Raw genomic sequence first — 15,871 nt, 5'->3', positions numbered from 1 at the left:
AAGGACGCATTATGAAACATCGGCTTGCAAAAAGTGTAGGGTTATCATTACTTTCACCTGTGATCATTGGTAGTGTGGTAGGTGTTTATTATGCATTAACGCTCAATACCGATCCGTTGACTACTTTTTTACAGTTACTTATGAGTGCGATAGCTAACGCGCATATTGTTGGTTTAACCATGGCAGCGTTTGTAGTACCTGGGTATTTGTTAATGTACAAGTACGCGAAAGTTAATTATTCGGGGGTACTGACATTAGGTTTACTCGGTGGTGCTATTTTTAGTTATTTACTCAGTGCAACAGGTGGTATGGTCTTTTTAATTAATACTGCGATGTCAGCTTTAGCGGCGGGACTGTTTTTATATGGGTTAAGGCTAGGCGCGGTAAAACAATAATCTCCTTAATAGCAGATTTATTAACCAAGCTTGCTGAAAGTTAGGGCAAATTGTTTTTTTTTGCCCTGAAAAGGTTTCAATTATTGGCGACAAAGAGTACCTTTAGCTACTGTATGTTTGATAAGAAGTAGTTTGGTATGCAAAAGCAAGAATTTTACCAGTCATTAGTTAAACAAGCTGAATCGCTAGTTACTGGTGAACCTAACATTATTGCCAATATGGCGAATATTAGCGCGCTGTTATTTACGTCACTCGATGATGTAAATTGGGCTGGTTTTTATTTGCTGGATTCAGCAACTGAATTAGTGCTTGGCCCGTTTCAAGGTAACCCTGCATGTATCCGAATTCCTGTCGGGAAAGGCGTTTGTGGAACTGCCGCTGCAACTGCACAAACTCAACTTGTTGAAGATGTACATGCATTTGCAGGCCACATTGCCTGTGATGCAGCGTCTAATTCTGAAATAGTAATACCTATCCACAGAAATGGTGAGGTATTTGCTGTATTAGATATCGACAGCCCAAGTATTGCCCGGTTTGATGCTGATGATAAGCAAGGTTTAGAAGCACTCATCGCGTGCTTTGAGGCAACTATTGCATGAAAGACTTAGTAAATGTACAGGATTATCTGTTTGCCATCACTGATGTAGGTGATTGGGAAGGGGATGAAGAGCATGTAGCGGAAACGCTCAATGATTTAATCCACATTGCATGGGAGCGTCTTCCTGATGACACTGAATGTGAATTAATTGATGAAATTATAAATGGTATTTGGGAACACCTTCGAGGTGATATGGCTGTAATTGAAGCCGACTTTGAAGAGCTGGTCGACTGGGTAACACACTACGTCGATTCGTCCCTTGATGAAAAGATGTGAAAAATAGGTTCTAAAATGGAAACCACAAACAAGCTAAAAGATATTAATGAAGTATTGGAATTTTTATATCAAGAATTTCCGCAATGTTTTAAACAAAAAGACGGCATCAAGCCGCTGAAAGTAGGTATCTTTAAAGATATCTCTGAGCGAATTGAAGGTTCTGAAAAAGTAAGTAAGACGCAAGTACGTCAAGCGCTTAGAAAATATACGTCAAATTGGCGTTATTTAGAAGCGGTGACTAAGTCTGAATTTCGTATTGATCTTGATGGCAATCAAGATGCAAAAGTGGAACAAGAGCACATTGATCATGCTCAAAAAGCACTTGAAGAAAGTCGTGCGAAAATGGCTAAACGTAAAAAATCTCAGCGTCCACGTAATGACTCAGACACAAAATCTTATAAAAAGAAACCAGGCCAATTCGTTAAACCAGGTGATAAAAACGCTAAAGCTAATGACGCACCAGCAAAAGCTGCACCCGTTAAACGTTCAGGTAAAATTGAACCTTTACCAGCAAGTGAGGTCAAGGTTAATAACAAAGTTAAAGTTAAACTTGGCCAAGCCCTTGTGAATGCAGTAATCACTGAAGTGAACAAAGAAGACGTTCATGTAGAATTGGTAACTGGTATGCAAGTTAAAACTAAAGCAGACAGCCTGTACATTATCTAAGCTGTATATAAATTAAGGAGTTGTGTATGAGTCAGAAGTTTACGCTCATTCCGTTAGTTGCGGCCCTGTATTCGGGGTTATTATTTGCATCAGAGATTGCTGATATTACAGATGTAGTTACAGCAAAAGACTTGCCAGTACTTACGCAAGAGAGTCAGCATAGTACGGCTAGCAAACGGGTGACAAACTTATTTACTCGTGCACATTACAAACCAATTCGTTTTGATAACGCACTTTCAAGTAAAGTGTTTGACCGTTATATCGAATCCCTTGATTTTAATAAAAGCGTCTTTTTGGCTGCGGATATTGCCTCATTTGAGCAATACCGCAACCAATTTGATAATGCATTGACGACCGGTAAACTTGATTTTACCTTTGATATTTTCAACCTAAGCATACAACGTCGTTTTGAGCGTTATGAGTATTCTTTAAAGTTACTTGAAACACCAATGACCTTTGATAAGGCTGATGAGTATTATTTTGATCGTGAAGATGCTGATTGGGCACAAACACAAGCAGAGTTAGATGAACTTTGGCGTGAACGTGTAAAATATGATGCACTACGATTAAAAATGACCGGCAAAGATTGGGCTGGCATAAAAGAATTATTAACTAAGCGTTATCACAATGCACAAAAACGTTTAGTGCAAACCAATAGTGAAGATGTATTTCAGATCGTAATGAACTCTTTTGCGCGAAGTATTGAAGCACATACCTCTTATTTATCGCCGCGCAGAGCTGAACAGTTCAAAATGGACATGGATCTTGAGCTTGAAGGTATTGGTGCAGTATTAAGTTATGACGAAGACTATACGGTTATTCGCAGCTTAGTTCCTGGCGGACCTGCTGATAAATCGCAGCAAATTAAAGCGGACGACCGTATTATAGGGGTCGCTCAAGACAAAGAAGAGTTTGTTGATGTAATTGGCTGGCGTTTAGATGACGTAGTTGATTTAATTAAAGGACCAAAAGGCACTAAAGTGCGGTTACAATACTTAAAAGGTGCTGATGATCATGGTGCGCCGAAAGTAGTTGAAATTATTCGCGATAAAATTCGCCTCGAAGACAGAGCTGCAAAATCAGAAGTATTCAAAGCAAAATATTCTGATTTAACCAGCAAAATAGGTGTTATCGAGATCCCTGGTTTCTACAACAACTTGTCTAAAGACGTTAAAGTTGAACTGGCGAAATTAAAAGAAGCCAAAGTCGACGGTATTATAATTGACCTACGTCAAAATGGTGGTGGTTCATTATATGAAGCAACACAACTATCAGGTTTGTTTTTTGACCAAGGTCCAGTAGTACAAATACATACCTCAAATAACCGCATTGAAGAGCAGAAAGACCGTGATGGTATTACGTTTTACGATGGCCCACTTACAGTACTCGTTGATCGTTACAGCGCATCTGCCTCTGAGATTTTTGCCGCAGCAATGCAAGACTATGGTCGAGCAGTGATCATTGGTGAGCAAACGTTTGGTAAAGGCACTGTGCAGCAGCATAAGGGCTTAGGCCGTGCTTACGATTTATACGATAATCCACTTGGCAGTGTGCAGTACACGATTGCAAAGTTTTATCGTATCAATGGTGGTAGTACACAGCATAAAGGTGTGATCCCAGATATTTCATTCCCATCAGCAATTGATCCAGCGGAGTGGGGGGAAAGCCAAGAGGATAATGCATTGCCATGGGATAGTATCGTACGCGCCAAATATAACTCGGTTGATGACTTACACCCAGCGATTGCTTACTTGAGTAAAGCGCATGCTGAACGCATTAAATCAGAACCAGAGTTTAACTATGTTTTTCAAGATATTACGCGTTATAAAAAAGAGAAAGATCGGAAAACGATTTCTCTAGTAGAAGCGCAGCGTATTAAAGAAAAAGACGATGGTGAAGCCCGTGCACTAGTTCGTATGAATGAAAGGCTTGCTCGTTTAGGTGAAAACCCGATTGAAAGCTTGGATGATGCGCCTGATGTTTTAGACGACTTAGATCCATTCTTAGAAGAAGCGGCGTTAATTACCCAAGATTATATTAAGTTTGGTCGTGTAGCTAAGAAATAACTCGTTTTACCGGTTAATAAAAAAGGCGCTTTAGCGCCTTTTTTGCTGCCTAAGACTCTTGATATTGCTATAATTACTGATTAAACGCTGACAAAAGTAAGTAACTTAGTTAGGCTAAGTGCCGCGTCTGTGCTAAAAAATAATAATTAAACGTGTATATAAATACGCGTAGGAGTCTTAATTTTGAATTCACAAAAAGAAAAATTCATCCAACAGGCCAGTTTTTTCGATGCCCTGATCCCTATTTCTGTACTGATCTGTTTATTAGGTGCGGCGGTCTATTTATTTGGCGATAGTTCCTCATCAGGACCGAATCAAATTGCGCTACTGTTTGCTACATTTACAGCTGCATTTATTGGCCTTAAAAATGGCTATACTTGGAAAAAACTTGAACAAGCGATGATAGAGGGGATCACTTTATCTTTGGGCGCAATATTAATTTTGTTAATGGTTGGCGCGCTGATCGGCACTTGGCTGCTGTCAGGCACTGTACCTACGCTTATTTATTATGGTTTACAGGTAATTAATCCAAGTTGGTTTTACGCAGCAAGCTGTTTAATTTGTGGCATTGTAGCAATGAGTATTGGCAGTTCTTGGACCACCGCGGCGACGATAGGTGTTGCGCTACTCGGTGTTGCTACTGGCCTTGGATTAGAGCAAACAGTGACGGCCGGTGCCGTAATATCTGGGGCTTACTTTGGCGATAAGCTCAGTCCATTGTCTGAAACAACAAATTTAGCTCCTGCGGTTGTGGGAGCTGATTTATTCGAGCATATTCATCATATGCTATGGACGACTGTACCAAGTTTTGTGATTGCATTAATCATCTTTATTTTTATGGGCTTTAATGCCACAGCGTCAAGTGAGGCTGGGCGTATTGATGAAATAACCGCTATTCTACAGCAAAACTTTAATATAGGTTTAGAGATGCTGGTGCCACTGATTGTTTTACTGGTGTTAGCAATTAAAAAAATGCCAGCATTTCCGGCGATTTCAATCGGTGCGGTACTTGGTGCCATATGGGCAATGATTTTTCAATCAGACCTAATTGCAACGCAAATTGATGGCTCTCAGGGGCAAATTGTCGGTTATTTTAAATTAGTTTGGAGTACATTTTTTGATGGCTTTAGTATCCTGACAGGCGATGAAAAAATGGATTCATTACTCAGTGGTGGCGGGATGTCTGGCATGTTAACCACAACGTGGTTGATCATGACGGCATTGATGTTTGGCGCTATTATGGAAAAAACAGGTTTATTAGATATTTTTGTAAAAAGCATTCTTAAAATTGCGAAAAGCACCGGTTCTTTAATTACTGCTACCATTGCGACCTGTATTGGTACCAATGTAATTGCTGCAGATCAGTATATCGCGATTGTGGTTCCAGGTCGGATGTTTAAAGAAGAATATGAAAAACGTGGTTTAAAACCAGTTAACTTATCAAGAACATTAGAAGATGGCGGGACGATCACCAGTCCTCTGATCCCATGGAACACCTGTGGTGCTTACATGCAAAGTGTCTTGCTGATCAACCCTTTTGATTATGCGCTGTATGCATTTTTTAACCTTATTAATCCATTTTTAGCTGTTATTTATGCTTACCTAGGCATTAAGATTTTACGTATTCAGCCAAAACAATAGCCATAAATTATACGCTCCTCTGTCAAGAGGAGCCACTTTGGAGTTTCACATGACTGCATTAAAAAAACCTCAAGCACAGTATCTTAAAGATTACCAAGCTCCACCATTTTTAATTGATCACATTGATTTGACCTTCGATTTATTGCCGTTAAATACCCGTGTTACGAGTGTAATGACGATCACGAAAAAAATAGCTGGTGTGGCAGATTTAGTACTTGATGGCATAGACTTGACGCTGATCTCAATTACGGTAGATAACAACGCCTATACAGATTATGACCAACGTGATGAGCAGCTTGTGATCCATAATTTACCCGAGCAATGTCAGCTTACAATCGTTAATGAAATAGCGCCAAAAACTAATACATCTTTAGAGGGTTTATATCTATCTGGCGGTGCGTATTGTACACAATGTGAAGCGCAAGGTTTTAGAAAAATAACCTATTACCTTGACCGCCCAGACGTACTAGCAAGCTTTGACGTAACGATTATTGCTGATGAGCAATTTACTCATTTATTATCAAATGGTAATAAATTAGTGGAAGGCAAATTAGACAATGGCCGTCACTTTGCAAAATGGCAAGACCCATTCAAAAAGCCAAGTTACTTGTTCGCACTTGTAGCAGGGGACTTTGATGTACTTGAAGATACCTTTATTACGCAAAGTGGTCGTACAATTGATTTAGCCTTGTTTGTTGATAAAGGGAATTTGCCGAAAACCCCTCACGCTATGGCATCACTTAAAAAATCAATGCAGTGGGATGAGCAGCGTTTTAATCTTGAGTATGATTTAGATATTTATATGATCGTTGCTGTGGATTTTTTCAATATGGGCGCGATGGAAAATAAAGGTCTGAATATTTTCAACTCTAAATGTGTGTTGGCTAATCAACAAACCGCTACTGATAAAGATTATCACACTATAGAGTCAATCGTTGGCCATGAGTATTTTCATAACTGGACGGGAAACCGAGTGACCTGTCGTGATTGGTTTCAACTGTCGCTAAAAGAAGGCTTAACAGTTTTTCGCGATCAAGAGTTTAGTAGTGATTTAGGCTCGCGAGCACTGAATCGTATTGATGCGGTAAAAGTAATGCGGACTCATCAATTTAGTGAAGATGCAGGTCCTATGGCACATCCGATCCGTCCTGAACAAGTGATTGAGATGAATAACTTCTATACAGTGACTGTGTACGACAAAGGCGCTGAGGTTATCCGTATGATGCATACTTTATTGGGGGAAGAGAAATTCCAGCAGGGCATGGCAATGTATTTTCAGCGTCATGATGGGCAAGCCGTTACCTGTGATGATTTTGTTGCAGCTATGAGTGATGCCTCAGGTATCGATTTGGCTCAGTTTAAACGTTGGTATAGCCAAGCTGGCACACCACGGCTAATCGTCAAACAAGAGTATGATAAGCTCAGTGGTACTTTTTCACTGCATATAGAGCAGCTCGCCCCCCTTAATCAGCCAGATAATGCACCATTACATATCCCATTTGCTATCGAGCTACTTGATCAACAGGGCGAGTCTGTCCCTTTACAGTTTGAAGGGCAGCCAGTTGATCATGTCTTAAATGTCACAACCGCACAGCAAACATTTAACTTTGATGGTTTAACCACGAAGCCAGTCGCGGTTCTGTTAGAAGACTTCTCAGCGCCGTGTATTGTAGAGCAACAAAATACAGCCACTGAATTATTGCATATTATGCGCTTTGCGCGCAGTGACTTTTCGCGTTGGGATGCTCAACAACAATTGTTCATAGAGGCAGTTAAAGGGGCTATTGCAACACCTGTAAACAATCAATTGGATCCGGCAATTATTACTGCATTACGTGGTTTATTAGTTGCTCAGGAGGGGGATTTAGCTTTAATTGCTGAACTATTAAAGCTGCCTAGTTTTGATACCCTTGCAGCTGAGTTTAATGTCATTCCTGTGGATCAATTGGTTGCGGTGACAAATCAGTTTGAGTTACAAATTGCTCAGCAATTGCGTAGTGAGTTCTTAGGCTGTTATCAAAGTCTAATTGATGACGGATCGGTGAGTGCAACAGCTGTCGCTATACGTGCATTAAAAGGTATGTGCTTACATTATTTGGCAAAAATCAATGCGCTTGATATTAATCAACTCCTTGTTAGTACTGCTAATTCACATAATATGACCAATGTACTCGCCGCACTCAGTGCAGTGGTAAAAGCTGACAACCCCTTAGCAAAAGAGTTGTTAAACCAATTTGACAGTCAGTGGCGCCATGATGTGTTAGTGATGGATAAGTGGTTTGCATTGCAAGCAATGCAAGGTGGCGATGACGCCATAGCTAATATCAAAAAATTATATGATCACCCTTGTTTTAATTTTTCAAACCCAAACCGTGTCAGGGCATTAGTGGGCAGTTTTAGCCATTTTAATACCGCACAATTTCACCGTGAAGATGGCGCAGGTTATCAATTGTTAGGCGACTTATTGGTCAAGCTTAATGCCATCAACCCCCAAAATGCATCACGTATGCTCACGCCATTTATGTCATGGCGCAGATACGATGAAGTACGTTCGGTTGCTATCAAAGCTCAGTTGCAACGTCTTGCTTTACTTGATAATTTAAGTGACGACTTGTATGAAAAAGTTGATAAAGCACTACAATAAATTATGGTCGAATATTATTTTTTACTGAACCTAACTTACAAACAATGTATGGATTACTATGAAGGTAAGTATACCTCGGTTCAAGTAACTGAAGATAGCGGAAAAAAAGTTCGTTTTGCCGCCAGCCATTTACGTCCTTTTATTTCTTCTTTAGGAGTAAGAGGGCGCTTTCGACTTTTACTTACCCCAGAGCATAAATTTTTACGTTTGGAACGCGTTGCTTAAAATAATTTTTAAAATAAACACTTATATTATTATTTTTTTGTTAATTCGATTTGTCCTATTGTTAATTTACGTGTATAAATTATCTGGTAGGACGTCTTACCATTAGATGAACGTCAACTAAACAGAAAAATCATGACGATTGAATGCGTTCTATTTGAAATTTCTTTATTTCGCTTCTATCGTTACGACTATACCAAAAACAATAACTTGATCACAAAATTACCCGCGACAGGGGGACACACAATGATAAGAAGATCGCTTTTTGTTAAAAATAAACTAGTACTAGGCATCGCAGCTGCTACTTTAGGATTATCAGCAGCACCAACTCAAGCTGCAACATTTGAGGCCGGAGGCTTTGATATAACCTTTGATTCTACTTTTTCCTATGGGCAAAGCATTCGTGTTGAAGACCGCGACTTTGGATTAATAGGTAAAAGTAATAATCCGGCATTCAATTGGGACGGTTACAATCCTGCACTCGGGAATACGGTTTATTCATCGCAAGACGTATGGATGCAACCAGGCTCTTACTCGAATAATAGTGATGCAGGTGATTTGAACTTTGATAGTGGAGACTCATTCTCAAAACTATTAAAAGGCACCCATGACTTATCCATTAGTAAAGATAACTATGGCTTGTTCACTCGGTTTATGTATTTTTATGATTTTGAGTTAATGGATGGTAGCCGTGCTTACACAAATCCTACATCAGGAAAGCAAGTAGACGCGTGTGATGACAAAGATACTAAAAAGCAAAGCTGCGCGGATATCCGTCTATTAGATGCTTATGTGTGGGCCAACTTTGATTTGAATGAGGGTAATAACCCACTTTCTATCCGCTTAGGACAACAAGTAATAAACTGGGGGGAAAGTACATTAATTTCTCACGGTATTAATGTAAATCCGGTCGATATTGACCGATTAAAAGCGCCGGGTGCCGAGTTAAAAGAGGCCTTTATCCCAGTTGGTATGTTATGGGCATCTTTAGGGATCACTGAAAATGTGACTTTGGAAGGCTTTTACCAGTACCAATGGCATGAAACACGTTTGCCTGCAGCCGGAACGTACTTTTCAACCAATGACTTTGCCGCTGAAAATGGTTATCAGCAAAATGTACAGCTTGGTTTTACCTCCAACCCTGATATCGATTTAGACTTTTTAACTACAAGTTTAAATAATTTAGCAACTGATTTTGCATTAGCGGCAGCCAGTAAAGGGATTGATCCATCAAGCGATGAAGGCAAGGAGCTACTTGCTGAAATGTATTTGTCTTATCCTACTAAGGTGGCTTTAAAAGGCAAAGGTGATATTGGTAAAGTTGAACCTGATAATGGTGGTCAATATGGTTTACGATTAGGAATGTTTTTACCTGAATTAAACGATTCTGAAGTGGCGCTTTATCATGTTAATTATCATAGCCGACGTCCACTTGTATCTGGACGAGTATCTAACTTTACAGACTCTGCTATTCAACACGATTTAGGGATGATCTTAAACACAGAGATCACAGAAGATAATATTTCTAACTTAAAAGCGTTTTCGCTCGCTAAAAATGAATACCCAGAGGATATTAAACTGTATGGTTTGAGTTTTAATACTTCACTTGGTGAAACAGCTTTTGCTGGTGAATTTACCTTCCGTGAAGATGAACCATTACAAATTGATGATGTTGAATTACTCTACGCAGCAATGCCAGAGCAACTAGCCCTGGCTGGTTTACGTCCTGAATTTGCCGGTATTTCGCAAATGAGTAAAGGAAATGACATCAGTACAACTGCAGCCGGTGAATTAGCAAAAGGCTATATTGAACGCAATACAAGTCAGCTACAGTTTACTGCAACACATTTATTTGGCCCATCGCTGGGTGCAGATAGTTGGGCTGTAGTGGGTGAAGTAGGCGGTGTGCACATTAATAACATGCCTGAATATGATGAAATGCGTTTAAATGTATCAGGTACTGGTCGAAGCGGTATTATGACCGGACCTGGTACCGATGATTACTCAACACTTCATATGGCTTTATCAAATGGGCCAGAGCAAAAAGAGTTTGCATCAGCATCATCGTGGGGATATCGCTTAATTGCCAAGGGCGATTATTATAACTTCTTTAAGGGAGTTAACTTTTCACCTCGTTTTGTATTTTCGCACGATGTAAATGGTAACACACCCGATCCGATGTTCTTATTTATAGAGGATCGTAAGTCACTTGGTGTTACAGCGAACTTTAATTATCAAAATGCATGGTCATTTGACTTTAGTTACAACTCTTTCTGGGGTGGCGGTGATATTAATACTTTCTCAGACCGTGATTTTGTTTCTTTCAATATTAAATATTCAATTTAGGGGTATCATGATGATAAAAAAACCTACCCTCATCGCATTAACGTTATGTAGCTTGTTTTCTACAACAGCGGCCGTTGCCAAAATGACGAATGAAGAAGTAGCACGTTTAGGTGCAGATCTAACTCCTTTAGGCGCAGAAAAAGCAGGTAATGCAGATGGCTCGATCCCTGCGTGGACAGGTGGTATTACTAAAGCACCGGCAGGTTATACGCCGGGAATGCATCACCCAGATCCGTATGCTGACGACAAAGTACTTTTCACTATTGATAAATCAAATGTTGATAAATACCAAGCAAATTTAAGTCCTGGTCAAGTAGCGCTTTTTGAAGCGTATCCGGATACGTTTAAAATGAATATCTATACTACTCATCGCAGTGCTTCAAACCCTCAGTTTGTCTATGATGCGACAAAACAATACGCACCAACTGCAGAGTTGATTGAAGAGGGGAATGGGATAAAAAATACCGCAATTGGTATTCCTTTCCCTATTCCAAAAACTGGCTTAGAGGCAATCTGGAACCATTTATTACGTTATCGCGGGCTGTCAATTGAGCGCTTTGGTGGTCAAGCAGCTCCTACAGCATCAGGTTCGTATAATATGGTTGGTTTTGATGAGCAACTGTTAGTTAAGTACTCCGATCCAAAAGCAACGCCTGCAGAGCTACAAGAATCTAATATTTTATTTAAGTTTAAACAAAAAGTCACCGAACCTGCACGGTTAGCTGGTACGGCGCTATTAGTTCATGAAACCATGGATCAAATTTTAACTCCGCGACAAGCGTGGACTTACAATTCTGGCCAACGTCGTGTTCGCCGTGCGCCTAATGTTGCTTACGATGCACCAGGCACCGCAGCTGATAGCTTACGCACAACAGATGACTTTGATATGTTTAATGGTTCGCCAAATCGCTACACATGGACGCTCAAAGGTAAGCAAGAGCTTTATGTCCCATACAATAGTTATAAGCTACATAGTGATAAGCTACAGTATGATGATATTCTGATGGCCGGTCACATCAAACCAGAACACGTGCGTTATGAAAAGCACCGTGTTTGGGTTGTCGAAGCGGATCTCAAAAGTGATACACGCCATATTTATAAAAAGCGGGTATTTTATATAGATGAAGATAGTTGGCAAGTTCAAGTGACGGATATCTATGATAACCGTGATCAAATGTATCGTGTAGCCATGGCTCATACAATTAACTATTACGATGCACTTACTAACTGGAGTACGTTAGACGTTTACTACGATTTGAATTCACGCCGTTACCTAGCGATTGGTTTAGATAACCAAGAGAAAATGTATGATTTCTCAAAATCGTTTAATGATAATGAATTTACCTCAAGTGCACTGCGCCGCGAAGGTCGTTAAAACACTCTAAGCACCTAGCATTATCTAGGTGCTTTTTTATTATTTCAAATCGCGTTTGTCACTCTGACACGCACTGGGTCATGACACTTACCGAGTCCCCGGACTGCACGTTATATACCGACAAACACATTCTTTTCAAGGCGATTTTAATTTATGAAGTACATGCTTTATGCAGGCCTTGCCGCTGTGGCGAGCCTTTCAACTCATTCTATTGCTGCTGAACCACTTGCTGCGATTGTCGCAACTAAAGCAGATAAAACCCTGTTGACCGATATTGAATACACAGGAAAACAACTGGTCGCTGTTGGAAAACATGGCACTATAATTACAAGCAGTAATGCAAAAAATTGGCAACAAGCGAGCGTGCCAACGCAAGTGTTATTAACGGCGGTTACCTTCAGTGGCAGTGAACTTGGTTGGGCTTGCGGGCATGATGCGACTATTATTCATACTAATGACGGTGGTGCAAACTGGCAGTTGCAACAGGTGGACACGCAATTAGATAAACCTTGCTTAGATATTTTATTTACCAGTGAATTACACGGCTTTGCTGTGGGTGCCTATGGTATGTTTTATGAAACCAGTGATGGTGGCAAATATTGGCAAAAACGTTTTCTGGATTCTTTATTATTTGCTGATGATAGAGATTACTTAAATGATTTAAAAAGATCAGATCCACAAGGCTATGAAGCCGAAACTGCATCAATATTGCCGCACTTTAATCGTATTGTTGCAACAAAAGATAAGCTCATGTTGGTGGGCGAAATGGGTTTGTTAGCGCATAGTACCGACAACGGAAAAACTTGGCAGCGCGATGAAGAAATTTACCAAGGTTCTTTTTTTGCTTACGCCAACGATGAACAAGGGCAAGAAATAGTTGCGGGTTTAAGAGGCAATATTTTTAGCCGTCAGCTAGGTGAGCAATGGCAACCAATAAGCAATAATAAAACAGCCACAATTAATAGTATTATCGCAAGCGGTAACAATCAATGGTTGTTACTTGCCAACAGCGGTGTGATTTTCCACTATAAAAATAATCAGCTTACTATTGAGCAGTTAGCCGATGGTAAAGCAGTTCTTGATGCCGTTATATTTGAAAATAAACTGGTTATGGCATCAGAAAATGGCATTAAAGTGAAGGGGATGGCTCCATAATGCATACAATTGTCAATTTTTTAGAGAAAGCAGTTTTTCGTCATCGATTAATAATGGTGATTAGTTTTATTTTAATAACATGTTTTTTAGGTTTTAAAGCCACACAAATCCAACTTGATGCTTCATTTAATAAAAATATTCCACTCAATCATGATTATATGAAAGTGTATTTAAAACATGAAAAGCAATTTGGTGGTGCAAATAGTATTTTGATCTCAGTGTGTGATGATAGCGGTGATATTTTTAATCCTGAGTTTTTCACCCAATTAAGAGCTGTTCATGATCAGTTGTATTTCATTCCTGGGGTGAATCGTCCGTTAGTGAATTCAATTTTTTCACCCAGTGCACGTTTTGTTGAAGTTGTTGAGGACGGCTTTGCGGGGGGGCCAATTATTCCCGCTAATTTTACTGCCGATCAACGAGGTTTAGCCGTTGTTAAAGAGAATATCGAAAAAGCGAAAGTAGTTGGCAGGATGATTGCCTCTGATTACTCGTGTGCGATGGTGACCGCACAGTTGATGGAAACCGATCCGCAAACACAAGAAAAGCTTGATACGTTAGCGTTCGCACAAAAACTAGAAAGCGAAATTCGCGAGCCATTAAGCACGGATAAAATAAGTATCCATATCATTGGTTTTGCCAAAATGGCTGGTGATATTGCCGAAGGTGCGAAAGGGGTTGTGTTATTTTTTGCCATTGCTATCGCGTTTACTTTCATCATGGTGTGGTTATTTTGCGGCAGTATCAAACTCACTATTTTACCTATAGCCTGTTCAATTATTGCTGTGATTTGGCAGTTAGGGATATTGTCGAGCTTAGGCTTTGGTCTGGATCCAATGTCGATTTTAGTACCCTTTTTGATATTCGCTATTGGCGTAAGTCATGGCGTACAGATGATCAATGCAATTGGTAAAAAAGTCACCGAAGGAAGCAGTAATACGCGTCTTTGCTGTCAGGCTAGTTTTAGAGCGCTGTTAATACCCGGTGGTATTGCATTGCTGTCGGACACGGTCGGCTTTTTGACGTTACTGACCATAGATATAGGCATAATTCGTGAACTGGCTATCACAGCAAGTTTAGGTGTGGCTGTTATTATTTTTACTAATTTAATTTTATTGCCAGTATGGGCATCGTATATGCGCTTTGAAAATACAGTTCATATTCAATCAAGCAGCAGCGAAACAGCAAACTTACTTGATTCAACTCGTGATCTGCTAGTTAAAGCCACTGATCCAAAATGCGCGAAAATTATTATCGGCTGCACTTTAGTATTATTTGCTATAGGTTATTGGCAAGCAGGTAAAATGCATATTGGCGATTTACATGCAGGCGCACCGTCATTGCATCAAGATGCTCGTTATAACCAAGATACTTTTTTAATATCGGACAAATATACAATTTCATCCGATATTCTAAAAGTAATTGTCGAGGCTTACCCTGCAGCATGTACAGAGCACGACGTAATGGAGCGCATTAGTCGTTTTCAATATAAAGTTGAAAACTTAGCAGGTGTGCAATCAGCAGTATCTCTAAGCTCAGTAGCGCAGTCGGTTAATGCTGGATATAACGAAGGTAATTTAAAGTGGCAAAGTTTGCCTCGTAATACGGCAAGTTTGGTGCAATCTACCTCACGAGTCGAAACCAGTACCGGTTTACTTAATGGTGATTGTTCAGTTATGCCTGTGATTATCTTTTTAGATAATCATAAAGCGCAGACCATTGAACATATCATTGCCAGTGTTAAGCAATTTGCCATTGCAGAGCAAACCGATATGCTGCAGTTTAAGTTGGCGTCAGGGCCTGTTGGCGTAATGGCAGCAACCAATGAATCAGTGGCTGCTGCACAACTGCCTATGATGTTATATGTTTATGGTGCGGTCATTATTTTATGCTTAATTAGCTTTAAGAGTGTAAAAGCGACCATCGCGGTAGTGTTGCCTTTGTATATTGTATCGACTCTCGCGCAAGCGTTGATGGTGCAACTTGAAATCGGCCTGACTGTTTCAACGCTACCCGTGATTGCATTAGGTGTTGGTATTGGGGTGGATTATGGGATTTATATTTTGTCATCAATGGTGGGGCAATTAAAACAAGGTGTTGCTCTACCTGTGGCGTATCGTAACGCACTTGTTGAGCGTGGTAGTGCGGTGTTATTTACCGGTATCACGTTAGCTATTGGTGTGAGCACCTGGATTTTCTCTGATCTGAAGTTCCAAGTTGACATGGGAATATTGTTAACCTTCATGTTTTTAGTCAATATGCTTGGCGCGGTCTTGCTTTTACCAGCAATTGGTAGTTTGATCTGGACTGACCAGAAAAAATAATCTGAATAATTTTGCTCCTAAATGGCCTGTAAAGGCCATTTATATCTATAATTTGTGAATAGATGACCAAATAGCTGAAATGCTTAAAATGTTTTCATCGAAAGGGCTGTTTATTAATCTTAAAAGGGTTAGAATTTGCCTGACTCCACACACTAAATTGCTG

General features: G+C 40.0%; 12 protein-coding genes. All 12 read left to right on the top strand.

The features are described 5' to 3' along the window. Window positions 1–11: 11 nt before the first annotated feature. The 12 genes from HHO47_RS00595 (at window position 12) to HHO47_RS00540 (ending at window position 15,708) form a co-directional block, all read left to right on the top strand. Entirely contained in the window at window positions 12–395 is a 384-nt protein-coding gene (locus HHO47_RS00595) for a hypothetical protein (protein WP_169017886.1), read from the top strand. A 137-nt stretch (window positions 396–532) separates the two neighbouring features. Further along, window positions 533–994 (top strand): GAF domain-containing protein, encoded by a 462-nt coding sequence (locus HHO47_RS00590; protein ID WP_169017884.1) that lies wholly within the window; start codon window positions 533–535, stop codon window positions 992–994. Continuing rightward, window positions 991–1,269: a hypothetical protein gene (locus tag HHO47_RS00585; protein ID WP_169017882.1), complete on the top strand. Its 279-nt coding sequence runs from the start codon at window positions 991–993 to the stop codon at window positions 1,267–1,269. Before HHO47_RS00590 ends, HHO47_RS00585 begins: the two co-directional genes overlap by 4 nt. A gap of 15 nt (window positions 1,270–1,284) precedes the next feature. Further along, window positions 1,285–1,935, top strand: a complete 651-nt coding sequence (proQ, locus tag HHO47_RS00580) for an RNA chaperone ProQ (protein ID WP_169017880.1) — start codon at window positions 1,285–1,287, stop codon at window positions 1,933–1,935. A gap of 26 nt (window positions 1,936–1,961) precedes the next feature. Continuing rightward, window positions 1,962–4,001, top strand: a complete 2,040-nt coding sequence (prc, locus tag HHO47_RS00575; protein ID WP_169017878.1) for a carboxy terminal-processing peptidase — start codon at window positions 1,962–1,964, stop codon at window positions 3,999–4,001. Window positions 4,002–4,163: 162 nt separating this feature from the next. After that, a complete protein-coding gene (gene nhaC, locus HHO47_RS00570; RefSeq protein WP_169018234.1) occupies window positions 4,164–5,642 on the top strand; it encodes a Na+/H+ antiporter NhaC in 1,479 nt (492 codons plus the stop codon). A 49-nt stretch (window positions 5,643–5,691) separates the two neighbouring features. Further along, window positions 5,692–8,286, top strand: a complete 2,595-nt coding sequence (gene pepN, locus HHO47_RS00565) for an aminopeptidase N (protein ID WP_169017876.1) — start codon at window positions 5,692–5,694, stop codon at window positions 8,284–8,286. Between the two features lie 3 nt (window positions 8,287–8,289). Continuing rightward, window positions 8,290–8,511 (top strand): DUF2835 domain-containing protein, encoded by a 222-nt coding sequence (locus tag HHO47_RS00560; protein ID WP_169017874.1) that lies wholly within the window; start codon window positions 8,290–8,292, stop codon window positions 8,509–8,511. Window positions 8,512–8,754: 243 nt separating this feature from the next. Continuing rightward, entirely contained in the window at window positions 8,755–10,854 is a 2,100-nt protein-coding gene (locus HHO47_RS00555; protein ID WP_169017872.1) for a DUF1302 domain-containing protein, read from the top strand. A 10-nt stretch (window positions 10,855–10,864) separates the two neighbouring features. Further along, complete coding sequence (locus HHO47_RS00550) at window positions 10,865–12,229, top strand: DUF1329 domain-containing protein (RefSeq protein WP_169018232.1); 1,365 nt, start codon at window positions 10,865–10,867, stop codon at window positions 12,227–12,229. A 153-nt stretch (window positions 12,230–12,382) separates the two neighbouring features. Then, window positions 12,383–13,384 carry a YCF48-related protein gene (locus HHO47_RS00545; protein ID WP_169017870.1) on the top strand — a complete coding sequence of 334 codons (1,002 nt, stop codon included), beginning with the start codon at window positions 12,383–12,385 and terminating at the stop codon, window positions 13,382–13,384. Then, window positions 13,384–15,708, top strand: a complete 2,325-nt coding sequence (locus tag HHO47_RS00540) for an efflux RND transporter permease subunit (RefSeq protein WP_169017868.1) — start codon at window positions 13,384–13,386, stop codon at window positions 15,706–15,708. The genes HHO47_RS00545 and HHO47_RS00540 overlap by 1 nt, the downstream gene beginning before the upstream one ends. Window positions 15,709–15,871 lie beyond the last annotated feature (163 nt).

It is taken from the genome of Pseudoalteromonas arctica (assembly GCF_012927645.1).
Lineage (GTDB): Bacteria > Pseudomonadota > Gammaproteobacteria > Enterobacterales > Alteromonadaceae > Pseudoalteromonas > Pseudoalteromonas arctica_A.
The sequence above is the reverse complement of the archived record's forward strand: the minus strand, read 5'-3'. Positions and strand labels throughout refer to the sequence as shown.

Bases quoted from the DNA above. Each gene is read 5' to 3' on its own strand.
- HHO47_RS00590 (WP_169017884.1), top strand. From the start codon at position 533: ATGCAAAAGCAAGAATTTTACCAGTCATTAGTTAAACAAGCTGAATCG.
- HHO47_RS00550 (WP_169018232.1), top strand. From the start codon at position 10,865: ATGATAAAAAAACCTACCCTCATCGCATTAACGTTATGTAGCTTGTTT.
- proQ (WP_169017880.1), top strand. From the start codon at position 1,285: ATGGAAACCACAAACAAGCTAAAAGATATTAATGAAGTATTGGAATTT.
- HHO47_RS00560 (WP_169017874.1), top strand. From the start codon at position 8,290: ATGGTCGAATATTATTTTTTACTGAACCTAACTTACAAACAATGTATG.
- HHO47_RS00595 (WP_169017886.1), top strand. From the start codon at position 12: ATGAAACATCGGCTTGCAAAAAGTGTAGGGTTATCATTACTTTCACCT.
- HHO47_RS00585 (WP_169017882.1), top strand. From the start codon at position 991: ATGAAAGACTTAGTAAATGTACAGGATTATCTGTTTGCCATCACTGAT.
- HHO47_RS00555 (WP_169017872.1), top strand. From the start codon at position 8,755: ATGATAAGAAGATCGCTTTTTGTTAAAAATAAACTAGTACTAGGCATC.
- HHO47_RS00540 (WP_169017868.1), top strand. From the start codon at position 13,384: ATGCATACAATTGTCAATTTTTTAGAGAAAGCAGTTTTTCGTCATCGA.
- prc (WP_169017878.1), top strand. From the start codon at position 1,962: ATGAGTCAGAAGTTTACGCTCATTCCGTTAGTTGCGGCCCTGTATTCG.
- HHO47_RS00545 (WP_169017870.1), top strand. From the start codon at position 12,383: ATGAAGTACATGCTTTATGCAGGCCTTGCCGCTGTGGCGAGCCTTTCA.
- pepN (WP_169017876.1), top strand. From the start codon at position 5,692: ATGACTGCATTAAAAAAACCTCAAGCACAGTATCTTAAAGATTACCAA.